This window comes from Arthrobacter sp. FW305-BF8 (assembly GCF_021789315.1).
In the GTDB taxonomy this organism is placed as follows: Bacteria; Actinomycetota; Actinomycetes; order Actinomycetales; family Micrococcaceae; genus Arthrobacter.
Genome location: NZ_CP084562.1, coordinates 38359 through 63940 on the forward strand (window position 1 = coordinate 38359; position 25582 = coordinate 63940).

A 25582-nucleotide genomic window follows, 5' to 3' on the forward strand; every position below is an offset into this window, starting at 1 on the left:
TTACTTCCTATCCTTGTCGGCTGGGGATTGAGGTGCTGGGGTGCCTTCGCGGTCATCACCAACGGCTACGGGTACAGGAAGGGCGGTTTCCTGGTCAACGATCCACGCAACCGCCGTGATTTCATCCGTCCGAGTAATCCCGACGATGATGGTGAGGAAACGTTTGAAGCCCAGTTCGGGGTCATGCAGGTGTTGGGCGTAGGCTTCGAGGTCATAGTTGCTCGGAGTGACGTCACCCGATGGGTGAGTGTGCCATTCACCTATCCATTGGCTTTGGTCTTCCCTCCATGCCAGCTCGGCCAACTGCTGGGCATGGGATAAGTCGCGAAGGAAGCGGTGGAATTCGCGACGGGCTTTTGGGCCGGGGCCACCCGCATGACGGATGACAATCTCCTGACCGTCGTCGGTGCCGAGCAGAATACCCCCGGTTTCCAGCCCGTCGCGGGAACGGATGGCCTCCTCCCCTATCATCATCAGCGCCTTCGGGATGATCCGGACGTCGGGCCTTTGAACCGGGTTGCTCACGCCGCACCACAGGTTGGACAGTTTTCCCTGGGCTGCGGGATGGACGCCCAGCTGATCCCAGCCGCGGCTTTGGCGTCAAACGGCGGGGCAAGGTCGCCGTCAGGCCTTAATCCGATCACAGCGTGTTCGCCAGGAAGGGCCTGGGTGTGGTCTCCGTGCAAGGACTCAAGCAGCGTGGCAACGGCCGCCTTGGCCGCAAGTGTGCCCATAAGGCGCAAGTCCGGTGGCACGGCGGTCATGGGCTGGTGTACCCGGCCCGTGCCATAGTCCAGTTCCTGATCGGCCTCGGCGTCCATGGCACCAGACGCATCGAGGTGCGCACGGAAGCACAAAAGGCACCCAAACCGGGGCGTAGGACGAAGTCGCAGTAGTTCGCCGATGGACCCGTTGTCGAGGACGCATGCCAGGATGGCCGGCTTTCCAGCTCGGCGGGCGAGGTGACTGACTACCCGACGGGGAGCTATTCCATCGGCAGCACAGATCACCAGATTTACGTCCTCCATCAATGGGCGCACCAGGTGAGCTTGGCTGACGACGTCAAGGGGAAGTGCTTCTATGTCTTGCAAGGGCCATTGGGACTTCAGGTGGTCCCGTAATGCGTGCACTTTGCGCCTGCCGACGCTTTCGGGCCCCAAGGTGTGTCGGAGCATGTTGTGCCACAGGAAGCGGTCAGGGTCGATAAGGAGGACACGGCCTACTCCGTAGCCCGCCAGGGCTTCCGCCGTTGCGCTGCCAATGCTGCCGCACCCAACGACCATGACGGAGTTGGCCGAGAGCTGTTCAATGGGCCATTGATCGGCAAGCTGTTGGAGACCCACAACCTTGGGCTCGACTTCAATGTGAAGGGGCCTGACGCCGTTCCGTGTCACGTTCCACCCGGCGTATTCGTGGACCCCAGCTTGGACGGCCTCCGGGGAAAGATCCGGATCGTGTGTGATCAGCAGGCGCGAATAATTGCCAGGATCGGAGATGCCTGGAACCATCTTCCGGAAACCGTCGTAGTCCAAAGTCCCGCTGGTCCGATTGATGTAGTACCGGTGGAGAACATTGATTCCGTCCTGTGGTTTCCTCATCCACTGTCCGTCGCAGCGTTCACCATCCCAGTTCAGCGATCGGTATTCTGCAGGAATGTCCACCGGAAGTGTCGTCCCAGCGGAAGACGTAATTGCGCTGATGATGTACATGCCCTCGGAAGGAACAAAGCGCATCCGAATCCGACCGGACGTGCCCTTTGCCTTGGAGATCTTCGCTGCCGCGTCCTGTGTGAGGACTATGAATGGGTCAGTCTCTGACAATAGAGTCCTCAATCATAGGAGGTTCCGGGACCTCGTGGCCACCGTGCCCGTATTTGGTAACAAGGTGATCGAAAGACGAGTCGATCACGATGCCCCGCACGGACATTTCTTGGATCTCCCCGCGTTTCATCAAGGCATACTCGACGTGCCAGCCTGCGGCTTTGGCAAGCAATTCCGTAATGCTGGCTTCGGGGTGCCAACCACCGTCGCTTTGGAGCAGGCACAGTGAACCGCCTGGTGCCACATGCCACGCCGATTGCGTCTCTTCCTCGGGCGTCGGTTCGACGCTGACGGGGAATATAGTCGGGGGGACCATGGGATGGGCGGCGGAGTACATGACCGCTACCGTTAGCCCGCTGGTGCCGATCAGCTCCTTCACGCCCTCCGGCTCGGGCCTTTCGAACGGCCATAGTGGCAGCTCCCCGAACCACCCGCCATGAATGTGCTCCCCACCGTCCGATGCATCCGGCTCCTGGTACAGCAAATGGGGAGCGAACTCAGCAACTTCCTTGCGGTCGCGTTGCAGCCGGGCGGGCTCGGCATCTTGCCAAAAGATCGGGTCCGCGGCTTGAAGCTTGGTCATCCTTGAGGGGTATCCTTCACTGTCCGAGGCAGGGCGGGAGCCACGGCCGGAAGCGGCTTTCCGGTAGCAGGAGGCTTGGGGAAGTCGTCTCCGAAGACTTCCCCCCAGTGTTGAACGGCGGCGGCGGTGTTGTTGTTGTTTTGTGCCTGGAACGCGCGGATTGCTGCATCCCGCGCTGCCCGCAGGCACTCCGCAAATTCCTCGTAGTCAAGATCTGACTGGATGGGACCGCAGATCCCAGCTGGGTCAACGATTTCGTAGCCGCCCTCAATGGCGTACAGGGCACTGACGAAGAACTGCTTGATGGCAACTGGTCGGGTGTGGCTTGTCGGAAGGAAGTGAAGGGCGAGTACCTCCATGACCAGTGATTTGATCTTGATGTCCTGCTCGGATGCCCACCATTTGAGCATCCGGACGGTGCCGGCGTAGCTGCTCCACTCTGCATGTTTGTCCGCTACGGCCTTGATGAGATATTCCGGATTACAGGGAACCCAGTCTTTTGAAGCTGCTTCCGGAATGAGCAGCATGCCGTTACGACGGAGAGCTGGCATCGCGTCGACAGTGAACGCGTTGGGGTCATCGGGATCGTCCAGGAAGCATTTGACTGCGTGGTTACGCCACTTGGCGAGGCGTACCGCCTTATCGAAGGTTCCGTTGGTGGCACCGAGGAGAGCGTTGACGCGCCTGCGTGTGTAATCCAGGGCGTCCTCTGCCGAGGAGCCTGGTTCGCCCCAGTCTGGATGCTTAGCGCCGTCGTAGACAATTACTACATCCACATCGTGGATTGGGGCCTTGTGAGTGCCTCGTGCCAGTGAACCTGACGAGATGACTTCGTCCACGTCGCTTTCCAGGATGAAAGCGTCCTTGAACAGGTCCCGCCGTGAGCGGGCTTCCTTCACTTGCTGGACGTCAGCGTTGACGATGCCCTGAAATTCGTTGAAGGCGTCCGTTACGCTCACTTAAGTCCCCGTTTCGTTCATAACACTACATGTAGTACTCATTGAAGATATTGCTACTAGATATAGTATTACATGACTGTCATTCAAATGGGCTAATTAGCCCCAAAAATCTCCCTCGGCGTTGATGTTTTGTGCCCGCGGTTTGCGTTTAGACTGTTCGCCGAGTTGCGCCCAAGCGTTCCAAGTATCGGATTGTGAATTCACACGGCAAGCATGACAGCCGACTGTGACATCAAAGGACCTCCTACGCCGGCATCAGGTAAAGATCAGAAAAGACAGTAGCTTTGCAGGTGTGAAATAGTGGTTTTTTCGTAGCTATTTGGTGGCGCACTCGGTAGAGTGGGATGCAATGGAAGGAGCGTAGGACTCATGAGCATTTCGATTGACGTCGGCTCGACCCACAGCGGCACAGCACGCCTGGGCATCCGTGAAATCGTCCGCCAGCTCAACAGCGCTCTGGGTGCGACACTGGTGTCCGCCTTGGCGGGCAGCAAAGACCCGAAGATCAGCTATAGGTGGGCCCGCGCGGACGGCCCTGAGCCGAGGCCGGAGGCGCAGGCTCGGTTGCAGCTCGCCCACCGCGCATGGACCGCGGTCTCGAGCATCGAGGGCGAACATGTCGCCAGGTTGTGGTTTGTCGGCGCGAATCCCTGGCTGGATGAGGTCTCCCCCATCGAAGCCATCAAGGCGATGCGCGCCAAGGACGTCATGGCGGCCGCTGCAGCTATGACCGAGGACAGGTTCTCCGGTTGACGGCAGTCTGCTCCAGCACCGGCTTGGCTTACATTGAAGGGCCGGTCACCGGATACAGGATCGCCAAATCCTCCTATGGACCTCTGAACCCGCTGCCGCGGAGCACAGGAGCCGTTGACAGGTCATCGTGGTCGCGTTTCGATACCCCCGGTTCCACCGTGTACCTCGCCGGGGACCGGCGAACAGCCTATGCCGAGACACTGGCCATGGGCCGGGTCGGGAAGGACTTCCGCGACGCCGTGGCATTCGCGGCCGCCCAGTTCGGTATTTCCGTCGACGCGGCACGCGAACTGATCCAGGATGACTGGACCAGGAACGGGAACATGGTTCCCGGTTGGCTGCCGGCCAACTGGCGCGACGGTCGCCTCATGTACACGTTACGGATCAACAGCCCGATCCGGTGGATCGACCTCACCGCAGCCGAATCGATTGCCGCCCTGAACCGTCACCTCGGGCAGCAGCTCGACGACGCCTTCGGCATCTCCGCCGTCACCTTGGCCACCCTTGCCGGAGAGAACCGCGACGCGACGACAACCATCGCGGAATGGCTACGCGAACAGGTCCTGGACGATGGAAACTACGCCGCCGGCGTACACGCACACTCCAAATACGGCGGCGGTCTCTGCTGGGCCTACTGGCTCCGCCGGCAGGACGACCGGCTCGGACCCGACCCCGTCGAGCTCGAAGCCGAAACCGAGATCCACCGCAACGACACCGACCTCAACTACATACTCGCCCTGTATGGGCTGGAGTGCCGCTGACAACTGCAGGTCGGTGAGTCACAGCGTCGCATCTGATGCCAGACGGGCTGGCCCCGTCCTCTTATCCCTCGCAAACGGGGATTGCACTAAGGGTGCCAGCGGCCGGGGAATCTACGCCAAAGGTGTTTCGTCCTGGGTTTCGTGCCGCTCTTTCGTGTCGCCGGCATCGAGGTCGGCGGGATCGTTGTCCTCTGGAGCGGAGTCTTGCACCGGTGCAGCGCCGCCGGCTTGGTTGTGCCTGCTCAGGCGGTAGTCCTTCACTTCGTCCCGGTAGATGATCCAGGTCGTGTCGATGAGGACTGCGGGAACCTCGCCCTTCCGTAGCGACCGGTACACGGTGGTCCGGTCTTTGCCCAGGATCCGGGTCAGGTCGGTCAGGACAGAACCCGCGGCAGACTCTCAAACAGTTCATCAATCCTGGCCGGCATTCGGTAGGTTCCTTCATCGCGCAGGTTAGCTGGTCCGGCGATGGAGACTACCGCAGCAGGGTCACCGCCGGGGGTCCGCCGTTGCCGTTACCCACCCCCGGAACCAGGTGTCCGCTCGGGATCCGGAGGGCGGTGGCGATGTTTTCGACGTCGTTGAAGGTGAACGATGCCTCGTGGCGGAGCCTCTTGGCGATGTAGTTCTGCGAGATGCCGATCCTCTTGGCCAGCTCCAGACCGGACACCCCCTGCCGGCTCATGTGCCGACGTACCGCTTCGATGACTTCCTTGGCCAAAGGCCCCGGCAGATTCTTTGGTTCCCTCGGCATCAGTGGTTTCGTAGCTGGCCGGGGCGTGCCGGGGGTATCCGTTTCGCTCACCGGAGCAGCCTATCCCCTGTAGCATCGGGCCCATGATCCCAGAGCACGAGGACCAAGAGCACGAGGACTATGTCGAGTACCTGATCCAGAGCGGCCAGGAGCTGAACGGCCTCAGCCTGCAGCAGTTGGGGTACCGGCCCCGGCCTGAGGACCTTGGCGATGATGAACGGCACGCGCTGGAGGCCTGGGATCTTGAATGGATGGAATCGGTGACTCCGGAGCAGCGGGACAGGAGCCTGTTCCAGGCAAAGCTGCTGGCGGGGGCGTTGTGGGAGGCCTCGGCCGTCCTGATCGACCAGCTCTTCGAGGACGTCGCCGAGCTGCGCAGCCTGGACGAAGTCTCCCGGCGGGACATCGCCGAAACCTACGTCCTGTCCGGGCTGCCGCCCCGGCACGCCGACAAGTACGACGTCCGGTTCGCCCAACGCTTCCTCGTCATCGCCGCGGATATGGCGGCGGCGCTGGTCCGCGGCTGGACGCATCCGTCCTGCGTGGCCCAGGAGCTGGCGGTGCGGTGCCTGCTGGACCAGGTGGAAGTGATCCAGGACCTGTACGGGCTCAATCTGGCGGACGGCTGGCGCGGCCAGGTCGAAGAACACCTGCTGGAAGATCCCGACAGCGAATTGCTGTACCAGAACGCGATGGACGGCTTCGAAGACGACGTCGAACTGAACATGCAGCTCGGCTTCGCGCCGATGCGTCTCGAAGACTGGTTCAAGCCGTTCAACCACTCGCACGTTCCGGCCTTCGTTCGCTGATCAGGCACGACCCGCCCCAGGGCCGTTGTTCGGGAGCGTGTTCCGTCCCGAGCGGGAGTGTGCCGGTGACCTGGGTCTGAACCACGAGGTAACCATGGGAAGCCTGCCAGCGGTTGGCTGGCAGGCTTCCTGGGTGTTGGGAACACCCCTCTCAAACATGCGCCCGCAGCGAGGGGCCGGCATGGCCTGACCGCGCCGCGTGGACGACAGCGTGAGTGCAAGTTTCGGGAAAGACTAAAAAGGCTCCCCCGCGGGCTTCAAGAAACCGACTCGTGGTTAGGCGGGTTGCCCGGGCCGCCATGATGTATCTACTTCGTAGCCGCCGTCCTCGTATACCCGGATAGGCGCAATCCGGCCGGGCATTTCGGCGCGTAGCTTCATGAACAGCGGGCCTGACATCTCGTTGAGTGCGCTGTTGTAGAAGTGGACTTCCCTGTAATGGTCCATTAGTGCCCGGACCATATCGGTAGCCCATCCCTGCCGGTGGTACTCGTCCGGGACTCCGATGCCCTGAAACTTGCCGATCCGGTCCCTGATGATCGTGAAGTCGAGATAGGCGCTGGTCTCTCCGACGCCGAATGTACCGTCACGAGTCCCGTGCAGCTGCGGGCGCGGGTGCAGCGTCCCGTTGAACACGTTTCCGACCGGGGACCGGGGCACGGTGAGCACGAATGATCTGCTGCCCCGGTGCAGGATGATGTGCCGCTGGTGGCGCAGTCGCCACCACGTGCGGCCGATTCGACCAAAGGGCACGACTGTCACCGCCCGATGCCGGGGCCGCGGTCCTGCCGGGGCGTGGGCTCGTCGGTGCGGCGGGTCTCGTCGCGGCGGGCTTGTTCCTGGGCGCGACGAGCCTTGATCTGATCGAGTGCTTCCCTGACGGCTTCCGGGCTTCTGGTGTCGGCGTCGAGGCGCTGGTTCTTGGCGCGGTTTTCGCGGACCTTGCGTGCGAGTGCGGCGATGCGCTCGGCGCGTTCCTGGGCGGGGCTGAGCTGGGCTTCGGTGCCGCGCGTTTCCTGGAGGTGGTCCACGACCTGCTCTGCGGGTGTCGGGGATTCCTTCACGGCGGCTTCGACTTGTGCGGCTTCGGCCATGAGGGGCGCGTCGGCGGGTGCCAGGGGTTCCTTGGCCGTTTGGGCGCTGTATTTGTGCATGGCCGTGACCCTTGCCGTGAGCTCCGCGCCGACGCCCTTGACCTGGTGGTGTGCCGGGAGGGGCAGTGGTTCGCTGGCGGGGATCCGGTAGGTGTCCCGGTAGGTGGAGATTTCGACGGCGAGCTGGCGCCATTGTTCCTGCCGTGCCGGGTCGGAGGGGACGGGCCCGAGGGCTGTTGCCCAGGCAGGGGGTTCGGCTGCGAGCTGGGCGCCGAGCCGTGTGGTTTCGGTGGCCATGAGTTCGCGGCGGGCCAGCAGTTCTTTCCGCCACAGTGCCGGGGTGTCCGGGTGCGTGACGACATCGTCCGGGGCGAGCCATGCCGGCAGTTGGTCCGCTGCGGGTTTGGCGGCGAGGGGCTGCGGCAACTGGCGGCGCAGTTCAATTTCGGCGCGGATCCGCCGCTGGATCTGGGCGGCGGCCTGCGCCCTGGTGGCGTTTTCCTCGCGGCGGTAGTTGGTGACGGCTCCGCGTTCGTAGGCTTCATCGGCCCGGGCCTCGGGATGCATCGCCTCGCGCAGCGCCTTTTCCTTGTGCAGGGATGAGGCCAGCCAGCGGGCTTTCCGGACGGCGGCGTGGTCGTTGATCGTCGCATCGGTGCGGGTTTTCTGCTCCGCGAGGCTGATGCGTGCGGTCAGGTCGTCGTCGGTGAAGTGCCCGTGCAGGCGGCGCTGCCAGGGAGTGCCCCTGTTTTCGGTCCTCCAGCCGCGCACCAGCGCCTTCCGGTCCACCTCGTCGGCGGCTGCGGTCCTGGCGGAGTCGGCCTTGGCGCGCATGAGCTCGCCGATGGCGCGCTGTTCGAGCCGGGCCAGGGCCTCGTCGCTCATTGATTCCAAAGGCCGGTGCCCAGGGTCCGCGGCGCGGGCCCGCCACCGGTCGAGCCGGTCTACGATCCGCCACGCCAGCACCGCACCTGGGTCATCGGAGGCGTCGAAGTCTCCTTCGCCGACGCTGTCACCCAGCAGGTTGGGAATGTTGAAGCCGTCGTTCTCTGCGGCGCGGAGATGGGTCGCGATCGCACCCCACGCACTGGATTTAACGAACCTGCCTGCGGTGCCTTCGCCGAGTTCGCGGCGGGCGATGTTGGCCATGCGCAGTTCGTTGGCCTGATGGTCGATGTCCCGGTACACCTCGGACATCTCCGGCAGGGAACGGGCTTGGGCGCGGGCTGCGTCCATTTGTTCGTGGGCGGTGAGGTTCCCGTCGTGGTTGGCGGCCACGGCGGTCAGGACGTCGTCGAGGGTCTCGCCGTCGTCCACGATGCCGTAGAGCTGGTTGGTTTCCCGGCCGCGGGAGGCTGCGACGTAGGCCAGGGAGCGGGAGAGTTTGGAGCTGATCAGGGCGTGGGTGGTGTCGCAGGTGATGCCCTGGGTGCGGTGGATCGTGGCCGCGTAGCCGAGCATCGTCTTCTCCCGCACGTACTCGGCCGGGAGCGTGACGGTGCCGGCGTGGTTGTCGTGGCGGACGGTCAGTGACCCGTCGGGGTGGACTTCGCGGACGGTCCAGACGTCGTTGTTTTTCACGAAGTCTTTGCCCCGGTTGGTGGCGAGCCGGCGGTTGTTTTCGCGGGTGACAATGATGTCCCCGGCCCGGGCGGTGAGCCCGTCCCGGAGGGTGGCTGCCGGCCCGTCGGTGAGGGTGCCGTTGCCGAGCCGGTAGGCCTGGGCGCGGGCGTTGAGGTCGGTGACGGTGGCGTTGTCGAAGGCCATCATGATCGAGTGTTTGCCGTTTTCGGTGTCCTGCTGCCATGCGGCGAAGACCTGGGCGGTCATGGTTTCGGCGTCGCCGCCGACGACGCGACGGTTGTCCCGGTAGAAACCCCACGGGTCATCTTCCCCATGGGTAGGTGGTTCGCGGAGGGCGAGGGTGGCGTCTGCTTCGGCGTCGTTGGGTGTGCCGTCAGGGTTGCGGAAACGGTGCAGGTCTTCCAAATGAACGGCACCGACGGTGTTTTTTAGCAGGCGCAGCGCGCCGCCGGACCCGACCGCGGAGAGCTGCTGGTCATCGCCGAGAGCCCGGACCACGGCGCCGTACTGGTCAGCGATGGTGACGACGGCGGCGAACATCTGGGTGCCGACCATGCCGGCCTCGTCGATGATGATGACATCGGCCGGGGCGGGGATGACCTTCTGCTCCGCATCGGTCTGGTGGCCGCGGACGAAAGAGTCGATGGTGGTGGCCTTCGCACCGAGTTCAGTGCCCATCACCGCCGCGGCGACGGCTGTCGGGGCGAGGCCGATGACCCGGCCGCCGGCTTCCCGAACGGTGTCCGCGGCGAGTTTGAGGGCGGTGGTTTTGCCGGCCCCGGCGGGGCCGACACCGACCATGAGGAGGCGGTCGCTGCAGGCGAATTCCTTGGCCATGGCCAGCTGGCCCGCGTCGAATCTCTTGTCCTGTTTCGCGAGGGCCGTGTCGAAAGATTCGGTGGTCGCGGCGGGGATGACGATGCGCTGCGCTGCGGTCAGCAGCCGGTCTTCGCTGTGCAGGATCCCGGAGGACGTGTACAGGGTGGAGTGGGCCTTGCCGTACTTGGACGCCCCGTTCCTCAGTCTCAGGGCCGCGACTTCGGGGGCCGGGGTTTCGGGCGTGATGCGCAGGGAGAACTGGTCGATCGCGCGTGCCTTGACCTGTTCCAGGAGTGCCGGCGGGATGGGGAGTTCGCCGAAGCGGGAGCCGAGCCGACGTCGGGTTTCGGCGTCAATGTGGTGTTCTCCCCAGACCCCCCGGGACCGTTCCAGGGTGTGGATGACGGCTTCTGCTTCCTGGGCCGGGTCGATCTCGTCGGCGTGCGCGACCATCCACAACGGGTCGACCGCGTCGGCCTTGGCCCGGGCGTCGTGGCGGTGCGCGCGGGCCTTTTGAACGGCGGCGGGGCCGGTCTCGACGCCGAGGATGGCCCCGAGTTCTTCGGTCCACTCCCCCACCAGGACGGAGAGCTGGCGTGCCTCTTTCTTGGCGGCCCGGGTGTCCAGTGTGGCCTGCTGGGCGAGGGCGATCATGGCCTTGGTGTTGGGGGCGTAGCCGTGGTCGTCGGTGAAATCCGCGACGAGCCGGTCGAGGACGGGTTTGATGCCTTCGCGGCGGGAGGAGGCGGCTTCGATGGCGGCGACGTCGACGCCGGCGATCTCGATCACCGGCCGGTCACCGGCGACTTTCCGCTCCACGAGTCCGACGCCGAGGCGGGTGCAGATCTTCTCCATGACGGTGCGGTTGTAGTGCTCGGAGGCGGCCACGTTGAACTGGTACAGCAACCGCCCGTCCAGGGATGACCATTTCCCGTCGGCGCCGAGGACCTTGTTGGAGACGACGACGTGGTCGTGCAGTTGGGGGTCTCCGTTGCGGGAGTCGTAGTGCCGGAACGTGGTGTAGATCAGTCCGCCGTCGACGTCTTCCTGGCGGACGCCGTTGCGTCCCCGCCGGGTGTACGTGGCTTCCCGTTCGAGGTATTGCATGGTCTCGTCAATGGCCTCGTGGTGGGCGGCTTCGATCTGTTGCCGTGCCTCATCGCCGCCGATGGCCCACAGCACGGAGGCTGACTTCGCGGGAGCGAAGACGAGGTCGTATCCGGCGACGGCCTGGGATCCGGGTTTGGTGTGCGCGGTGACGAAACGGCCGAGTTCTTCCTTGTCGGCGGGGTTGCGGCCGTTGAGTTCGCGGAAGTATTGGGCGCCTTCCTTCATCCGGATGACCCGGCGCGTGTCGGCATCCGGTTCGCGGTGGTTCATCCGCTGGTAGTCCCCGAGTGCCCGGTCGACGCGGGCTTTGAGTTCGTTGTCTTTCTGCCCGTAACGGGGGTAGCGGGCGCCGAGCCGGACGTCCGCGCCGGGGTTGGCGGCGAGCATGGCGTCGGCGTTGGGGTGCAGCCCTTCGCCGAAAAGTGCCGCCATCTGTGTCTCGGTGACCTCCCCCGAAACACCGAGATGTGCGGTGCCTCCGCCGCCCCATTGGCCGGGTGGGTTGCCGTCCACCGTGTAGTAATCGCCCAGGGCACGGTCACCTGCGCGCAGCTCATCGCCGCTGGCGACTTCACGGGTGTAGTACGTGTATCCGTCGCCGGCACTGAGCTTGTGCACGGTCATCACGGATGCCAGCCTACCCGGTCAGGGGCCTCACTCGTCGATGATGCATGAGGTGTGACAGGTATTGCCGGGTTGTGGCTTGTGGAATCGGCGACACGACGGAGGAGGTAGCGCGATGGAACAAGCCGGGAGCCGGTAGGATCGGGCCATCAAGATTTTGATGCGGTTCTGCACATGAGAATGGGCGGTGGGTAACGCGCTTTTTCGTTATCCACGGTGCGTTCGATTGTGTGGAACCGTCGCCCCGGGTTATCCACAGGTGGGCAGCGGAGACCGTCGCTATCTCGGAGCTGTCCACGTGGGGATAACCCGGGGCGATACCAGCCCGAGCGCAAGCGAGGACCGATCCGGCGGCGCGCCGCCGGCCGCGGACCCTGGGCCCGGCACCAGCCGGGGTCTGGTCCGCGGATGACCCAAGGGGGGACCCACACCATGGCAGCACCACGAAAATCAGCGCAGCAGCTCGCGGCCCGCGAGAAGGCCCGGACCAAGGCGCGGGAGTTGACCGAACGTCACGAGAAACTGATCGATCTGGCCGCGGAGTTCTTCGAACAGCAGGAGCAGGCCGACGTCATCCGCTCCGACGCCAGGCAGAAGGCCGACGCCCTGTTGGCGAAGGCAGAAGCTGAGGCCGAGAGCGCCGTCCGCGCCGCGGCAGAGAAAGTCCAGGCGATGCTGGCCGCCGGCGAAGCCAGGGCCGCCGTTGCCGCCCGGCTCGGGCTGACCGGCGCCGAGGTCAAAAGGATGCTCGACCTCCTCACCCCGCAGGACGAGGAAACCACTGAACCAGCCGGGGAACCAACAAGCGGACCGGCCGCGGAGCCGGCCGTCGAACCGGTGGAGGAGCAGGCCGCCTAAGGGCGCCATCTGTTTGTCCGGTGGCTTAGTCGTCCGGGTTAAAGCTGAAGAGGCCGGCGTTGTGCCAGCCTCTTCTGGTTTTCCTTCGATGAAGGAACTTTATGGGGCAGCCTCGTTGCTGCGGGGGCGCGTCTAAAGTCGTGATGGTCCCGGGCGGTGCCGGTGTCGATCCGGCCGGCTGCCGGCCGCTGCAGCCCGGCCAGTCTTCGGCCAGGGCCCCGTGCCAGGGGTGTGTCTTCGTCGGTGGGGACGTGCTGTCCGGACGGCGCGAGGGTGTCCCATCGTGTCTTGGCACTGGTTGCATTGTGCTGCATACCGGCGGCACTTCCCGTGCCGTGCGCCCGAACATCAGCAGGGCTTTTAGGGATTTGGTGATGCGCGTGGTTGCTGGCGGTCCTGGTGGCGTTGGCTTTCCTCCTCGCGGGTCCGCCGGCCCGGCCGCATCTGGCCCGCCGGGACGCCGGGCCATTTCTTGCCCTTGTTGTACTTGCGCTGCAGCCGCCGCAGCTCCCGCAGGGTCGCTGCTTCAACGAGGTCAGTGATCGAGGCATAGCCTTCGAACTGTCCGACGGCCGCGACGGCCGCCCGGATCTGGTCGGCGTCCTCTTCCGTGAAGTACGGGGAGACGGTCTTATTCTTCTTAGGAATCGGCATGCTTCGCTTTCATCGGCTGATGCGCTGTCCCCGTTTTCACCATTCGGGCACGGCCGGCGTGGCTGGCAGCTCGACACGGCCGGACGGGTTGGCGTCCCTGCCGAACCATACATCCTCGCCGGTGTAAAGGCGGGGGCTGATCGTGAACTCACGCGCCCGGCGCTCCGCCCGGCCCGCCGCGACCGGCGCGTCAGGGTCCTCACCGGACGGCGCCCCACTCCCGGTTTCGGCTCCCGCGGTTTCGACTCCTGCGGGTGTAGATCCTGCGGTTTCTGCCGTCGCGGGTTCGGCTTTCGTGAACTCACGGGGAACGGCTGCGTGTTTCAGGGACACGCCGATCTCCTCGATCTCGAATTCGATGACGGTGCGCTTCTCCCCTGTCTTTGTCTCGTAGCTGCGCGGCTTCAGGTCGCCGGTGGCTACGACGCGGGATCCTTTGGTCAGGGAGGCTGCGGCGTGTTCGCCCAGTTTCCCCCAGGCCGTCGCGCGGAGGAACAAGGTCTCCCCGTCCTTCCACTCACGCGTGGCCGAATCGAACACCCGTGGCGTCGAGGCGATGGTGAAGTTTGCGACGGGAGTTCCGTCGGTTTTACCGAGCCCACGGGAAACCGGTATGGACCGGAGTTCCGGGTTGTTGGTGAGATTGCCGGTGATCGTGATGCTGGTTTCGCCGCTCATTGGTTTCGTTCCTTCTCGTGCTGGTTGCGTATCGGCGGGTAGTGGTTGTGTCCGGGGTGGTGGCGCCCGTCCTGTTTTAGTCCCCGTCGGGGAGGTCCGGGGTGTCCGTGTCCAGGAGTTCGGTGGTCCGGGTGTTGAGCTGGTCGCCGTAGATGTCCCGCAAGGCGTCGAGCCGGGCGATGCTGTCGGCGATAGCCCGGAGTGTTTCATCGGCCTGCAGTTCGGCCGGGATGCCCTGCTCGGTGAGGATGCGGTGGATGATGTCCTGCGGGATGCTCATGATGCTGCGCCTTCCTGAGGGGTCTTTTCGATGGCGATGACCTGGTGGATCTTGGCCGGGTTGAGTCCGGCCCAGTGGTTTTCAGTTCCGTCTTTGTCGTAGACGACGACGGGCGCCTGGGTGTAGCCGAGTTCTTCGGTGATGTACTCGAACGCGGCCTGGTTGGTGGTGATGTCCACTTCGCGGAAGGCGAGGCCGGCCTCCGCGAATTTCTGCTTGGTCTTGGTGCAGCCGAAGCATCCGGAGGGCTTGGTGTAAATGGTGAGAGTCATCTTCAGTCCCTTGGTTTCGTATCACTGTGGCGAGGTTTCTCTGGCTGACTTTCTGCTTCCATTCTAGCAATTATTCAACTGAATAAACAGCGGTTTCATCCTTTATTCTATGGATTTTGCCTCCAAAATTTTCTATTCGTGCGAAGTTCGTCGGCTGGGGGCGAATAGCCTGTCTGTCATTTTCAGAAGTCGTCTGCACTGAATGTCAGAAGTCCTCTGCACTAAGCCATGGGCCGGCGGAGTGCTAAGCAGAAGTGACCTCAGTGCAGGAGTAGCGAGCAGAAGCGAGGTTAGTGCAGAGGAGTAGCGAGCAGCCAAGATTCACAAGTCGTCTGCACTACCCTCGAAATCACGGGAAAGTCAGTGCAGTCAGCTCCTGAAAATGACATAGCCTGTCAGTTTCAGAAGGTGGCTGCACAGAATGTCAGAACACCTCTGCGCCGTCGTCATTCCCGGGTTCTGATTGGCAACGCCGCCGAGATCCGTGGGCAACCTGCGGGTGTGGTCGGCTTCAACGCCGAGGGGCGGCCATTCGTGTCTAGCCGCCGGAAGCACACGCCTCACCCGGCCCTGGGGCCGAGCTGGCCCCCTGGTCTTGGAGGAAGTAGCGTGCCCACAGCGTCTGGCGAGTTTGGGTCAACACGAGAAGCACCCCAGAGAAAGTCCCCCGGCCGCAGTAGAAGGCTCCCCGACGTGCAGGTTCCTGTGCCCGGACCAGCCGCCCCGACTCCTGACTGTGTCGTCCCTGCTGGAAGAATCCCACCCGGGCAAGTAGGTGAGCCTGAAGTGGTGGTCTTGGACCATTGGAAACCTGGCCGCCGGTTAACCCGGAAGGGAACCGGCATGTGCCGGCTCCCTTCGGGTTTCTCTGCAAGAAATCTATGGGTCAGTCTAGCTGAAGTGATGGCCGCGTTCCTTCCCAGCCTCATTGCTGGAGCGCGGCTCCTGCTCTGAATCCTGTCTGCTGCGCAGGACGGCGGGCCGTCGCTGGTGAGTGGTTGCTGTGGTTCGCCCTGGGCGGCGGACCGCCCGAATTCTGGAAGGTTCCGGGCCTTCCTGCGGTGATTGGGCTGGGAGCCTGTGCCGGGCGCGGTTCGGGATCCGCCACCCGGCACAGGGCTCAAGGTCTATCCGGCCGTCTCCGTCTTTTCGCCACTGTCAATGATGATGCATTCGGTCTCGGATGCCGTGTATCCCCATGCGACCAGCTGGTTCAGGTAGTCCCGGTGGGTTTGGCTGGGTGAGCGCCACGAGTCCTTTTGGATGGTCTTTTCATATCCAGCGCAGATCAGCGCAATCAGTGCGAATTCCGGCCGTGCGGTGGTCTTGGCGACGTGGTCCCTGAGCGGGTTCCACGCCCACTGGTTGGATTCTTCGAACTTCACCCCGACCATCTCGGCGGCGACTTTTCCCTCGTATCCGCTGGCGGTTTCGGCGTGGTGGGTGATCGCATGGACGGTGAAATACTGCCAGCCCTTGGGGGCCTGCTTCTTGGCCAGCAGGTTCTTGACCCATTCACGGCGGACCACAGTTGCGGACTGCATCAGCTTGTTGTTCTCGATCAGGGTCTTCCGTTCGGCCTTCTGCTCCTCGGTCATCGGCCCTTTCGGGGCCGATGATGTGCCGTAGCCGCTGTAGTAGCGGAGCGTGAAGCCCAGTTCTTTCCAGCCGGTGACGACGGCGACGGCGGAGTGCCCGCCGCGATAGTCCGTCTCGATGTAGACGGCGTTTGAGTCCTCGTCTGTGGCCGGTTCGCCGTCTGCCCTTTTCAGGGACGTGACGCGGAGGGTTTCGCTGTCCTCCCCGTAGCCGCATTCGGGCACAACAATCGTTCCGGCCGCTTCCAGCTCGGCGGTGAGGGTGGCCAGTGCGGCGGCGCGGTCGCGCTTGTCGCGCAGTTGCTGGGTGACGTGCAGGAGCATGTCGGGTTCGTCCATGATGACCGATTCGAGCTCAGCCGTGGCGTCTCCATCTGACTCGAATTCCGCGAGGATCAGGGCTTCTTCGATGGTGTATCCCTTGCCCAGGGCGGCGGCTCCGGTGTCGGTGGACTTGGCCTTGAGGGCGGACTCGACGGTGGTCCTGGTTCGGCCGGTCTTCTTGGCGATCGCGGCGGCCGAGACTCCGATCAGGGACAGCTGGTGGTAGGCGTCGGCTTCGTCGGCTTCGGTCAGCTCGGCGCGCTGGATGTTCTCCACCACCTGGGTCACGATGCGTTCGGCCTCTTCCGGGCTGTCGATGATCATCACCGGGATCAGGGGCCGTCCGGCTTCGACGGCGGCGCGGGTGCGGCGCTGGCCCATCAGGACGTGCACGGTTCCGTCGTCCTTGCGGTGGGCGATCACGGGTTCCATGACGCCGTGTTCGGCGATGCTAGCGATGAAATCGGAGGTCAGGGCGGCGTCCTTCCGGACGTTGATGTCGACGGTCAGGGTTGCCGGGTCGAGCATTTCAAGCGTGGGTGTTGCGTTCATGGTTTTTGTCCTTGCAGAGACGTGGGGGTGCGGGGCGGTACTGGTGACCGGCCAGCTCCCCTTCTCCCCCGTTGTTTTTTGGCTGCTGGCGGAGCTTGCGGAGCTGTGGCCGACGGAGGCCTGTCTACCCTTGGGCAAGGACCGTGGAATCTGCGGAGGAAATAAGCGACGAAGGAGCGCCGGAGCCGATTCAGCGGGCCGCAGGCCCCGGTGGAGCCTGCGGAACCGGGGCTCGACAGGCCGGAGCGGACACTTAGAATCCGAAGGACAGCAGCCAAAAAACGTCGTAGACACACTGGGCCAGGGTCGGCGGAGCCCTGCGGAGCCGGCACTGGACCCAACAGCCGGCCACGGAGCGAAGCGGAGTGGGCGCCCGATCCCTGGTTGCAGCGCAGCGGAAACCAGTGCAAACCCTGCGGGCGTGCCCACTTATCGCAGAGGAGGCCGGCCGAACGCAGAGGAGGACCGGCCCCGGGGGGGCGGTCCTCCTGCAGTCAATCTTCATGACGGCCGCGAGGAGCCGCTGTGGTCCTTCCAGTGTTGGGAGGACTACAGGATTTCCGTGATGGTGAGGGCTATCCCGGCGATGATCACGGCTGCGCCTACGACCTGGAGGATGCGTCCGCCTCTTTGTCTGGTGTTATGCAGCGCTGTTCCGAGGGCGAAGATGCCCGCCCCGTCGATCCCCACCGCGGGGCCCCAGTTGCTCGGAGCCAGCATGGCTCCCACGAACAGGAGAATGACTCCCGATCAGGCGAGGTTCCGTGCTTTCCTGTGGTTCTCTGCTTTGGTCAAACGATCAGCTCTTTCCGCAGCTGGTGGGTGCATCGGTTTCATCTGCCGGTTCTCTTCCTTTGTCGTCTTGGTGCATCGTATCCGGCCCCGCTGACACGCTTGTCTTGGCTGGCCGCCGACGGCAGCCCTTCAACCGCGGCACTGGGGCGTGATGGGCGGTCCGCCGCCGGCAACCACGCACCCGGGCCGGCCAGCGGCGGCGGACCGCCCGCGGTGACCGGCCCCGAAGGACCGGCCACCCCGGTGGGTTTAGCTGGCGAGCAGTTCGGTCAGTTCGGCCGCGTCGGTCACCAGCACGGCCCCGCCTTCCCTGAGGAGCCGGTGGCATCCTGCGGAGTTGGCGCTGTGGACGCTGCCGGGTACGGCGGCGACGTGCCGGGCGATGGTTTCGGCGTGGTGGGCGGTGGTCAGCGCACCGGAGCGCCAACGTGCCTCCACGACGCAGGTCACTCCGGCGAGGGCTGCAATCAGGCGATTTCTTTGCAAAAAGCGGTGCCGGGTTGGCGCGGATCCCGGGGGCAGCTCGGAGAGCGTGAGTCCGGTGGCGCGGATGGCGGCCGCGAGGTCGGCGTTGCCTGACGGGTAGTCGCGGTCCAGGCCTCCGGCGAGGACGGCGATGGTGGCCGGTCCGTCTCCGGTGGCTCCGGCCAGTGCGGCGCGGTGGGCGTGGGCGTCGATGCCGTAGGCGAGTCCTGCGATGACGCAGATGCCGCGCTGGGCCAGGCTATGGGCGATGTCGGCGGTGACGGCCGCGCCGTAACTTGTACAGTCGCGGGAGCCTGCCAGTGCCGCGCAGTTGGACGGGTCGGGGATTCCGATGGCGATGTTGCCCCGGTACCAGAGGCCTAGGGGCGCGTCCGGGAGGTCGTCCAGGCCGGTAGGCCAGTGCTCATCGCCGGGGATCAGGAAACCGCCGCCCAGGCCTTCGATGGTAGCCAGGTCCTTCTCCGGGTCCAGATCAAGTACCCGGGGTGCCCAGCGCTTCAGCGCGTCGGCCAGTTCCTCGCCCGTCATGTCCGGGAGGGTGTGGGCGGGTTGGGCGCCGGTGGCCAGCCGCAGCGCGGCGTACGCGCCGAGCCTGCCCACAAGGGTGCGCCCGACGGTGTCGTGGGGTTCGAACAGGCGGGTCAGGGCTGCGCGTGCAATGCGATCGTTCATGGTTTTTGTCCTTGCAGAGACGTGGGGTGTGGGGCGATCAAGGTGACCGGCCAGCTCCCCCTTCTCCCCCGTTGTTTTTTGGCTGCTGGCGGAGCTTGCGGAGCTGTGCCCGTGGAGGCCGATCTACCCTTGGGCAAGGGCGGGAGAGTTTGCGGAGGAAATAAGCGACGCAGGAGCGCCGGAGCAAAGTTTCCCGCCCGCGGGCGCCGGTGGAGCTTGCGGAGCCGGGGCTGGATCGGCCTCCGCGGGTACGTACAATCCGAAGGACAGCAGCCAAAAAACGTCGAAGACGTGGAACAGGTCCGGGGACGGCGGAGCCCTGCGGAGCCGGCACTGGACCCAACAGCCGGCCGCGCCAGCGGACGCCCATCAACTGGCCGAAGCGCAGCGAAGGTCGGGGCCGTCTTTACACGGGAGAAGAGGCCCATACGATGCGGTCGGAAGTCAATCCTCTCCATCGACCGTGCGTCCACGGCGGCCCCTTCTCACCCGCACGGTACACCGATGCACTGGTTTGGTGAACCCTGGCGCACAGACAGGAAGAGCCGGCACATGGTGCCGGCTCTTCCTGTTTCCTCTGCAAGGGAGCGCAGCAGCGTCGCTGCGTCGGGCTTAGAAGTTGTGGTGTTCCTGGGCGTGCGCCACGTCCATCGGGCCCGTCTTTTCGCCGGCCGTGAGGAGCTGCAGCTCAATGATGTCCTCGGCCAGGCTGGCGTCAGCGGCTGGCTTGTCGTCGTCGGTCAAGATGTATTCGGTTCCCACGGCGTCCCTCCCGTTTGTGGCGTCTGTGCCCACTGTAGCCCAGGATTCTGGCCGTTGACTGGGTGTGGCTGCGCCCGCGCCAGCGTCGTCGGCGGCCGGAGGAGCGCCAGCGGGGGAGGCCGCCCCGCCACCAGGAAGGCCGGGGCGGATACCTTGATGGTGATCCGTCCCGGCCTCGAGTGTCCTAGATCAGGCGGCGCTGGTAGGAAGTGCCCTCGTCGCGGGCGACGTCTGCGACGGCTCCGCGGTTGATGAGTTCCCGCAGCAGCACGGCGAGCCGGAAGTCAGAAACGTCCTCGGTGGCCAGTTTCAGGTAGCGGTCGGCCTGGGTTCCGCGGCCTTTGAGCCATTCCAGCCAGCCCATGAGGGCCAGCATGGGGGCCCGCTGTCCGGTGGGTACGACCTTCATAAGGTCGAAGGCAATGGCTTCGGCGCGGTCGATGCGGTCCCAGTCGGGGCGGCCGGTGAACTTTCCGGTGAGCGTGTCGCCAAAGTTGCCGTTGTGCGTGGTGATGGTGTCGCGGAACAGGTAGTCGCGGATGTGGCGGTGCTGGAATGCTGCGGCCAGCTGGCGGGCGGTTTCCTTGTCCGGCGTACCTTCGTCGTCGAGCACGGTCGCCCATGTCGCGCAGGCGGCGTTCAGGTCCTCGTCGGTGCCTTCGGGCGCCTGCACCGGAAGCGCCCACGTGCCCAGCAGTTCCGGGTTGTAGACGTCGATGTCGGGGGCGGACCCGAAGTAGGTCAGGGTGACGTTGGCGTTGCTGTCGCGGATTTCGTTCAGTGAGTTCTTCTCCGTGGTGCCGTAGGTCGCCCAGTAGGTCCCCGTCACCAGGAAGACCTTTTTGACGGGCATCCGCGCGGTGGCCAGCTCGTTGCTGAGTGCGAGGACGTGGGCGGCGTAGGGGAAGCCGTAGGCTGGTTTCTCGTCGGTGTAGACGATCACGTAGCTGCCGGTGGCCTTCTCGTCGTTGGCCGCGTAGGTCGCCATCATTTGGGCGTAGTGCAGTGGTGCGGCCTCTGCCGGTGCGTCCATGCGGAGGCTTGCCCCCAGCGATCCGAGACGTGTCGTCAGCACGACGAAGGACTCCTTGGGCTGGTTGCCCAGCAGGTGCGGGACGGTGGCGAGAAGGTCAGCGGATCCGGTGATGGTCAGTTTTTCGTTCATGGTTTTTGTCCTTGCAGAGACGTGGGGGTGTGGGGCGGTTCAGGTGACCGGCCAGCTCCCCTCTCCCCCCGTTGTTTTTTGGCTGCTGGCGAAGCTTGCGGAGCTGTGCCCGTGGAGTCCCGTCTACCCGTGAGGGCAAGACACGGAAAATCTTCGGAGGAAATCAGCGACGAAGGAGCGCCGGAGAAGACTTTTCCGGGGCGCAGGCCCCGGAGGAACGGAGGGGCTAGACGGGACGGAGCGGGCACGTACGATCCGAAGGACAGCAGCCAAAAAACGTCGAAGACGTGAACAACAGGGTTCAGGGACGGCGGAGCCCTGCGGAGCCGGCACTGGACCCCGACAGCCGGCCGCGCCAGCGGACGCCCTTCAACTGGTTGGAGCGCAGCGGAAACCAGGGCGAGCCCTTGCGAGCCTGCCTTTCGCTCCGGGCCACGGACAACCCAACGAGACTGCCGGCCCGGGCTTGCCGCCGGCGGCCGCCGCCCGGCACCTGATTACTGCGGGATTGGCGGTCCGCCGCGGGCGACCACCAGCGAAAGCCGGCCACGACGGTGGACCGCCCGCGGTGACCGGCCCCGAAAGACCGGCCACCGGCGGCCCTATTCGCGGCGGTCGTGCAGCGGGACGGCTCCGTAGTGCCCGGCCGCGCGGCGGAACCGGCCGTCACTGCTGAAGATGAACGTGCCGCCGAACATGTACCACGGAGCGGGTTCACCTTCCGGGGCGACCGGCTCCGCGTGGACCACGGTCTCGCGGTGTGGGTGCTCGTTTTTGACGAGCCGGACGGCGGGTCGTTCCTCAGTGGCCTCGAAAACCGGGTCGATGCCCTCGCCAATGACGGTTACTTCCATGACGCTGGCAGAGATGCCCCGGTTCGAGAAGTCCGCGCCCGGAGCGTCACGGTAGATCAGGGCGGTGATGCCCTTGGGGCTGGCGGTGTCGTTGCTCATGTGCTGGCTCCTGTGAAGTTGTGGGCGCTGTACTGCCCGGCACCGGCCGGGCAGTACAGCGCCTGTTTGTGTTGGTTAGGCGGCATCCCGCACGACGTAGGGCATCCGGTACCGGCTCGGCAGTTCGGCGGCGGCCTCCGGCAGGTCTGCCGGGCCTTGGGCCTGCCCGTTCTTCCAGTGGAAAAATGCCTGCTCCGTGATCGCGTCCCACAGGCGGGCTTTCGTCCGGAAGTAGGTGCACGTCACGTCACCCTCGCAGTAGGTCGCGATGCCGAACAGGTTGCCGATGCTGTCAGCGGTGCGGGTAACGGCGACCATGACATAGGGCCATTGGCCCAGGTCCCAGCCGTCACAGCCCCAGCTGGAGAGCACGGCCCAGCCGTGCTCTTCGATCAGTTCCATCCAGTCGTAGCCACCGTTCATGTGGTAATCACCCAGCACGGTCACGCCGTCGATGGTTTCCCCGGTGTCCGCGAGGGTCACGGTCTTATTGCTTACTGCGGTCATGGTTTTTGTCCTTGCAGAGACGTGGGGGTGTGGGGCGGCTCAGGTGACCGGCCAGCTCCCCTCTCCCCCCGTTGTTTTTTGGCTGCTGGCGAAGCTTGCGGAGCTGTGCCCGTGGAGTCCCGTCTACCCGTGAGGGCAAGACACGGAAAATCTTCGGAGGAAATCAGCGACGAAGGAGCGCCGGAGAAGACTTTTCCGGGGCGCAGGCCCCGGAGGAACGGAGGGGCTAGACGGGACGGAGCGGGCACGTACGATCCGAAGGACAGCAGCCAAAAAACGTCGAAGACGTGAACAACAGGGTTCAGGGACTGCGGAGCCCTGCGGAGCCGGCACTGGACCCCGACAGCCGGCCGCGCCAGCGGACGCCCGCATGGATGCGAGCCCTGCGAGCATGTCCTTGATCCCAGCCGACGGCCAATGGACTCCCAAGGCGATCCGTGCTTTCCCCAAGGTTGGCGAGACAGAGTTGTCTCATCCCCACCGGGCCGCAGTCACGGGCAAAGCCTGCCGGCCCTGACCCCGGGGCCCGGGCTGTCCCCCATGCACCCCGGCCCCGGCGGAAAGGGGCGGCCCCATGCGCGCGTGCACGCCATGCAGGATGGACTTCGCGGCAGGTCGTTGAGCGGTGCGGGTGGCAGGATGGTGCCGTGACGACCAGGCGGCGTACTCGGGCTCCGAACGCGGAGTGGGTGCTGATGTACCGGGGCGGGCTGACCCGCTCCCGGATCGCCGCGCTCACCCGGGCGCCGGCCGCGACGGTCGGCTACCACCTGTCCGTGGCACTTGGAATGGACCCAGGGCTGCAGGCCGCCCACGAGAAAGCCGCAGGCCCACCGCCAATGCAGGTGAGCGGGCAGGGGCTGGCGCGGATGCGCCAGTTCGTGGCCCTGGTCCGGGAGACCGGGCGGTATCCTTCCCGCACCGCCAAAGATGCGGATGAGCGGAGGCTGGCGTCGTGGTTGGAGCGGCGCCGCCGCGACGCCGCTGCCGGGACACTCGCACCCGCCTACCGTGATGGGCTGGCCGACCTCCCCGAATGGCAACGGCCACCGCGGTCCGTGGCCGATGAGGCCAGATGGCAGGACCGGCTCGCCGCCCTGGTACGGTACCGGGCGGCCGGGCACGACTGGCCCCGGCACAAGTCCGTCGTGGCCGGGGAAGAACACGACCTCGGCGTCTGGCTGCACGTCCAGCGCCAAAAGGCACGCCGCGGCGAACTTGAGCCGGCCAAGGCAGGCGCGCTGGATGAGGTGCTGCCGGGCTGGCGCTCCGGCCGGCAACGCGGCCGCAAACCCCGCACCGGCACGGTGTAACCGCGACTTCCCCCACGGACAGCACAGACCACCCCTGGCGGGTGGGCGGGTTGTGCCCATTGGGGGCAGGTGGAGCCCTCCGCACAGCTCAAAGCTGTCCCCATTGGCGTGCAACCCGTCCCGTCCAAGCGCCGGGGCCAGGGCCTCTGCGTCCCGATGCACCTGGAGGATTCTTTACTGTCCGACCCCGGGTCTACACTTGAAACCTATCGAACATATATTCGAAAAAAGGTGTGTTGTGGGCGTCATTGTTGGTCCCCGTGTGCTAGATGCGGGCGTGTCGTTGTTGTCGGTGCTGGTCTCCCCGGTGCCGGTCGCGGCGGGATACCCCTCGCCGGCGCAGGACTACTTCGACGGCCGGATCGACCTGAACGAGCACCTGATCAAGGACATCACCAGCACCTATGTCGTGCGGGTGACCGGGGACTCGATGGAGGGCGCCGGCATCAGCGACGGGGACGAACTGATCGTCAACCGGGCGCTGGAACCCACGGACGGGTCGGTCGTGATCGCCGTCCTGGACGGGGAGCTGACCATCAAGCGGCTGCGCATCACCCCCATGGGCGTGGTGCTGCAGGCGGAGAACCCCAAGTACCCGGACATCCGCGTTCCTGCGCTGTCCGAGCTGAGCGTGTGGGGCGTCGCCACGAGGTGCCTGCACCATGTCTAACGCGCGCTTTTCCGTTAAACGCGAACTGCCTGGGGGATCTGATGTCTAGGCCGGCCGTGATGCGGCGGATGCCGCAGATCGCGCACGTGGACGTGAACTGCTTCTACGCCTCGGCCGAGCGGGCCTTCGACCCGTCCCTGGAGGGCCGGCCGGTGGTGGTGCTGTCCAACAACGACGGCTGCGCCGTCACCCGCTCCCCCGAAGCCAAAGCCCTCGGCATCCCGATGGGCGAACCGTGGTTCAAACTCGCCCCGCGGGCCAAGGAATGGGGCCTGGTCGCGCTCTCGTCCAACTACGAGCTCTACGGGGACATCAGCGCCCGGGTGATGGAATTGCTGGGCCGGTACTCGGCCTGGCTCGAGGTCTACAGCATCGACGAGGCCTTCCTCGGCGTCAAAGGCTCCCCCGCCGAGCTGCTCGCCCTGGGCCGGGCCATGAAAGCCGCGGTCCGCCGGCACGTCGGCGTGCCGGTCTGCGTCGGGATCGCCCCCACCAAAACCCTGGCGAAGCTGTGCAACAAGTGGGCCAAACACAACCCGGCGTTCGGCGGGGTCTGCCACTGGGACACCGTGCCCGCACCTGCACGGGAGGCACTGTTGGGGAGGTTGTCCGTGGAGGAAATCTGGGGGATCGCCGGCCGGCTGACCAAACGACTGAACGTCATCGGCATCCACACGATCGCCGACCTCACCTGCGCGGATCCGGTCGCGATCCGGGACAAGTTCTCCGTGGTCATGATGCGCACCGTCCTGGAACTGCAGGGCACCCCCTGCATCCCGATGGAGGAAGAACGCATCGGCCGGGACCAGCTGATCTTCTCCCGCTCCTTCGCCACGCCTGTCACCACCGCCGCCGGGCTCCGGCAGGTCCTCTCCGTCTACGGGCAGCAGGCCTCAGCACGGCTGGGCAAGCACGGGCTGCAGGCCAAGGTCCTCACCGCGTTCGCCGGCACCAGCCACTACAACCAATACGAGAAGTCCTACCCGTCGGTGTGCGTGGCGCTGCCGATGCCGACGGCGGACCCGGTCCTGCTCACCCGGGCCGCGCACGCGCTGCTGCCCACCATCCAGGAAGGCCTCAAATACGCCCGCGCCGGGATCATGGTCACCGACCTGCGCCCCACCGGCAACCAATCCCCGCTCGAGCCCTTCGAGAACCCGCACGAGGAACGCCACATCGGCACCCTCCTCGAAGACGTGACCCGCCGGTATGGGCGCGGTGCCATCGGCCTGGGCCACGCCGGCATCAAAACCGGCCTGGACTGGACCATGAAACGCGACATGCTCTCCCCCCGCTACACCACCCACTGGGACGAACTCCCCCTCGTCAAAGCCGCCTAACAACCACCCCCAGACCAGCACCAACACGGAAGA

26 protein-coding genes are annotated in these 25582 nt (G+C 65.2%); 7 read left to right on the forward strand and 19 right to left on the reverse strand.

What is annotated here, in order from left to right; all coding sequences use genetic code 11:
• Genes LFT45_RS22480 through LFT45_RS22495 form a run of 4 tightly spaced genes read right to left on the reverse strand, consistent with a single transcriptional unit; the run spans position 1 to position 3362 of the window.
• Positions 1 to 525, reverse strand: a complete 525-nt coding sequence (locus LFT45_RS22480; protein WP_236809595.1) for a Mov34/MPN/PAD-1 family protein — start codon at positions 523 to 525, stop codon at positions 1 to 3.
• Complete coding sequence (locus LFT45_RS22485; RefSeq protein WP_236809597.1) at positions 522 to 1832, reverse strand: HesA/MoeB/ThiF family protein; 1311 nt, start codon at positions 1830 to 1832, stop codon at positions 522 to 524. Before LFT45_RS22485 ends, LFT45_RS22480 begins: the two co-directional genes overlap by 4 nt.
• A complete protein-coding gene (locus LFT45_RS22490) occupies positions 1807 to 2403 on the reverse strand; it encodes a hypothetical protein (protein ID WP_236809599.1) in 597 nt (198 codons plus the stop codon). Before LFT45_RS22490 ends, LFT45_RS22485 begins: the two co-directional genes overlap by 26 nt.
• Positions 2400 to 3362 carry a nucleotidyltransferase domain-containing protein gene (locus tag LFT45_RS22495; protein WP_236809601.1) on the reverse strand — a complete coding sequence of 321 codons (963 nt, stop codon included), beginning with the start codon at positions 3360 to 3362 and terminating at the stop codon, positions 2400 to 2402. Before LFT45_RS22495 ends, LFT45_RS22490 begins: the two co-directional genes overlap by 4 nt.
• A 369-nt stretch (positions 3363 to 3731) precedes the next feature.
• Between LFT45_RS22495 and LFT45_RS22500 the strand changes: the two genes are divergently transcribed.
• Positions 3732 to 4115, forward strand: a complete 384-nt coding sequence (locus LFT45_RS22500) for a hypothetical protein (RefSeq protein ID WP_236809602.1) — start codon at positions 3732 to 3734, stop codon at positions 4113 to 4115.
• 23 nt (positions 4116 to 4138) lie between these two features.
• Positions 4139 to 4876: a hypothetical protein gene (locus LFT45_RS22505; RefSeq protein ID WP_236809603.1), complete on the forward strand. Its 738-nt coding sequence runs from the start codon at positions 4139 to 4141 to the stop codon at positions 4874 to 4876.
• A gap of 111 nt (positions 4877 to 4987) precedes the next feature.
• Here the strand turns inward: LFT45_RS22505 and LFT45_RS22510 are convergent, their stop codons facing one another.
• Positions 4988 to 5212, reverse strand: coding sequence for a hypothetical protein (locus LFT45_RS22510; RefSeq protein WP_236809604.1), 225 nt, complete (start codon positions 5210 to 5212; stop codon positions 4988 to 4990).
• A 139-nt stretch (positions 5213 to 5351) separates the two neighbouring features.
• A complete protein-coding gene (locus LFT45_RS22515) occupies positions 5352 to 5630 on the reverse strand; it encodes a helix-turn-helix domain-containing protein (RefSeq protein ID WP_236809605.1) in 279 nt (92 codons plus the stop codon).
• An 83-nt stretch (positions 5631 to 5713) separates the two neighbouring features.
• Between LFT45_RS22515 and LFT45_RS22520 the strand changes: the two genes are divergently transcribed.
• Complete coding sequence (locus LFT45_RS22520; RefSeq protein WP_236809607.1) at positions 5714 to 6439, forward strand: hypothetical protein; 726 nt, start codon at positions 5714 to 5716, stop codon at positions 6437 to 6439.
• A gap of 276 nt (positions 6440 to 6715) precedes the next feature.
• On the opposite strand, the gene LFT45_RS22525 is transcribed toward LFT45_RS22520, so the two are convergent.
• On the reverse strand, positions 6716 to 7192 hold the full coding sequence (locus LFT45_RS22525) for an N-acetyltransferase (protein ID WP_236809609.1): 477 nt from the start codon (positions 7190 to 7192) through the stop codon (positions 6716 to 6718).
• A 5-nt stretch (positions 7193 to 7197) separates the two neighbouring features.
• Positions 7198 to 11670 (reverse strand): MobF family relaxase, encoded by a 4473-nt coding sequence (gene mobF / locus LFT45_RS23310; RefSeq protein ID WP_272912851.1) that lies wholly within the window; start codon positions 11668 to 11670, stop codon positions 7198 to 7200.
• A gap of 432 nt (positions 11671 to 12102) precedes the next feature.
• On the opposite strand from mobF, the gene LFT45_RS22540 reads away from it, so the two are divergent.
• Positions 12103 to 12528 (forward strand): hypothetical protein, encoded by a 426-nt coding sequence (locus LFT45_RS22540; RefSeq protein ID WP_236809610.1) that lies wholly within the window; start codon positions 12103 to 12105, stop codon positions 12526 to 12528.
• Between the two features lie 360 nt (positions 12529 to 12888).
• Here the strand turns inward: LFT45_RS22540 and LFT45_RS22545 are convergent, their stop codons facing one another.
• The 11 genes from LFT45_RS22545 to LFT45_RS22595 form a co-directional block, all read right to left on the reverse strand.
• On the reverse strand, positions 12889 to 13182 hold the full coding sequence (locus LFT45_RS22545; protein WP_236809612.1) for a ParB family protein: 294 nt from the start codon (positions 13180 to 13182) through the stop codon (positions 12889 to 12891).
• 36 nt (positions 13183 to 13218) lie between these two features.
• Positions 13219 to 13860, reverse strand: coding sequence for a single-stranded DNA-binding protein (ssb, locus tag LFT45_RS22550; RefSeq protein ID WP_236809614.1), 642 nt, complete (start codon positions 13858 to 13860; stop codon positions 13219 to 13221).
• 76 nt (positions 13861 to 13936) lie between these two features.
• Entirely contained in the window at positions 13937 to 14140 is a 204-nt protein-coding gene (locus LFT45_RS22555; protein ID WP_236809616.1) for a hypothetical protein, read from the reverse strand.
• Positions 14137 to 14412, reverse strand: a complete 276-nt coding sequence (locus LFT45_RS22560; RefSeq protein WP_236809617.1) for a glutaredoxin family protein — start codon at positions 14410 to 14412, stop codon at positions 14137 to 14139. The genes LFT45_RS22555 and LFT45_RS22560 overlap by 4 nt, the downstream gene beginning before the upstream one ends.
• A 1127-nt stretch (positions 14413 to 15539) precedes the next feature.
• Positions 15540 to 16886 (reverse strand): ParB/RepB/Spo0J family partition protein, encoded by a 1347-nt coding sequence (locus LFT45_RS22565; RefSeq protein ID WP_236809619.1) that lies wholly within the window; start codon positions 16884 to 16886, stop codon positions 15540 to 15542.
• Positions 16887 to 17435: 549 nt separating this feature from the next.
• Entirely contained in the window at positions 17436 to 17606 is a 171-nt protein-coding gene (locus LFT45_RS22570; RefSeq protein WP_236809621.1) for a hypothetical protein, read from the reverse strand.
• Between the two features lie 324 nt (positions 17607 to 17930).
• Positions 17931 to 18839: a DNA-processing protein DprA gene (gene dprA / locus LFT45_RS22575; protein ID WP_236809630.1), complete on the reverse strand. Its 909-nt coding sequence runs from the start codon at positions 18837 to 18839 to the stop codon at positions 17931 to 17933.
• 612 nt (positions 18840 to 19451) lie between these two features.
• A complete protein-coding gene (locus LFT45_RS22580; RefSeq protein WP_236809632.1) occupies positions 19452 to 19601 on the reverse strand; it encodes a hypothetical protein in 150 nt (49 codons plus the stop codon).
• 184 nt (positions 19602 to 19785) lie between these two features.
• The gene (locus LFT45_RS22585; protein ID WP_236809634.1) at positions 19786 to 20766 is read right to left on the reverse strand and encodes a DUF4192 family protein; all 981 of its coding nucleotides are present in this window, start codon (positions 20764 to 20766) and stop codon (positions 19786 to 19788) included.
• 602 nt (positions 20767 to 21368) lie between these two features.
• Complete coding sequence (locus tag LFT45_RS22590) at positions 21369 to 21719, reverse strand: hypothetical protein (RefSeq protein WP_236809635.1); 351 nt, start codon at positions 21717 to 21719, stop codon at positions 21369 to 21371.
• Between the two features lie 75 nt (positions 21720 to 21794).
• Positions 21795 to 22226: a hypothetical protein gene (locus LFT45_RS22595; protein WP_236809636.1), complete on the reverse strand. Its 432-nt coding sequence runs from the start codon at positions 22224 to 22226 to the stop codon at positions 21795 to 21797.
• A gap of 647 nt (positions 22227 to 22873) precedes the next feature.
• On the opposite strand from LFT45_RS22595, the gene LFT45_RS22600 reads away from it, so the two are divergent.
• The 3 genes from LFT45_RS22600 (at position 22874) to LFT45_RS22610 (ending at position 25549) form a co-directional block, all read left to right on the forward strand.
• On the forward strand, positions 22874 to 23539 hold the full coding sequence (locus LFT45_RS22600) for a helicase associated domain-containing protein (RefSeq protein ID WP_236809637.1): 666 nt from the start codon (positions 22874 to 22876) through the stop codon (positions 23537 to 23539).
• Positions 23540 to 23777: 238 nt separating this feature from the next.
• The gene (locus LFT45_RS22605) at positions 23778 to 24209 is read left to right on the forward strand and encodes a LexA family protein (RefSeq protein ID WP_236809638.1); all 432 of its coding nucleotides are present in this window, start codon (positions 23778 to 23780) and stop codon (positions 24207 to 24209) included.
• 41 nt (positions 24210 to 24250) lie between these two features.
• Positions 24251 to 25549 (forward strand): Y-family DNA polymerase, encoded by a 1299-nt coding sequence (locus LFT45_RS22610; protein WP_442863639.1) that lies wholly within the window; start codon positions 24251 to 24253, stop codon positions 25547 to 25549.
• Positions 25550 to 25582: the final 33 nt, after the last annotated feature.

Coding starts and splice junctions, on each gene's coding strand:
- LFT45_RS22590 (WP_236809635.1), bottom strand. CDS start 21,719: ATGAGCAACGACACCGCCAGCCCCAAGGGCATCACCGCCCTGATCTAC.
- LFT45_RS22500 (WP_236809602.1), top strand. CDS start 3,732: ATGAGCATTTCGATTGACGTCGGCTCGACCCACAGCGGCACAGCACGC.
- LFT45_RS22565 (WP_236809619.1), bottom strand. CDS start 16,886: ATGAACGCAACACCCACGCTTGAAATGCTCGACCCGGCAACCCTGACC.
- LFT45_RS22515 (WP_236809605.1), bottom strand. CDS start 5,630: ATGCCGAGGGAACCAAAGAATCTGCCGGGGCCTTTGGCCAAGGAAGTC.
- LFT45_RS22540 (WP_236809610.1), top strand. CDS start 12,103: ATGGCAGCACCACGAAAATCAGCGCAGCAGCTCGCGGCCCGCGAGAAG.
- LFT45_RS22585 (WP_236809634.1), bottom strand. CDS start 20,766: ATGAACGAAAAACTGACCATCACCGGATCCGCTGACCTTCTCGCCACC.
- LFT45_RS22595 (WP_236809636.1), bottom strand. CDS start 22,226: ATGACCGCAGTAAGCAATAAGACCGTGACCCTCGCGGACACCGGGGAA.
- LFT45_RS22555 (WP_236809616.1), bottom strand. CDS start 14,140: ATGAGCATCCCGCAGGACATCATCCACCGCATCCTCACCGAGCAGGGC.
- LFT45_RS22520 (WP_236809607.1), top strand. CDS start 5,714: ATGATCCCAGAGCACGAGGACCAAGAGCACGAGGACTATGTCGAGTAC.
- ssb (WP_236809614.1), bottom strand. CDS start 13,860: ATGAGCGGCGAAACCAGCATCACGATCACCGGCAATCTCACCAACAAC.
- LFT45_RS22560 (WP_236809617.1), bottom strand. CDS start 14,412: ATGACTCTCACCATTTACACCAAGCCCTCCGGATGCTTCGGCTGCACC.
- LFT45_RS22610 (WP_442863639.1), top strand. CDS start 24,251: ATGTCTAGGCCGGCCGTGATGCGGCGGATGCCGCAGATCGCGCACGTG.
- LFT45_RS22490 (WP_236809599.1), bottom strand. CDS start 2,403: ATGACCAAGCTTCAAGCCGCGGACCCGATCTTTTGGCAAGATGCCGAG.
- mobF (WP_272912851.1), bottom strand. CDS start 11,670: ATGACCGTGCACAAGCTCAGTGCCGGCGACGGATACACGTACTACACC.
- dprA (WP_236809630.1), bottom strand. CDS start 18,839: ATGAACGATCGCATTGCACGCGCAGCCCTGACCCGCCTGTTCGAACCC.
- LFT45_RS22570 (WP_236809621.1), bottom strand. CDS start 17,606: ATGCTGGCTCCGAGCAACTGGGGCCCCGCGGTGGGGATCGACGGGGCG.
- LFT45_RS22545 (WP_236809612.1), bottom strand. CDS start 13,182: ATGCCGATTCCTAAGAAGAATAAGACCGTCTCCCCGTACTTCACGGAA.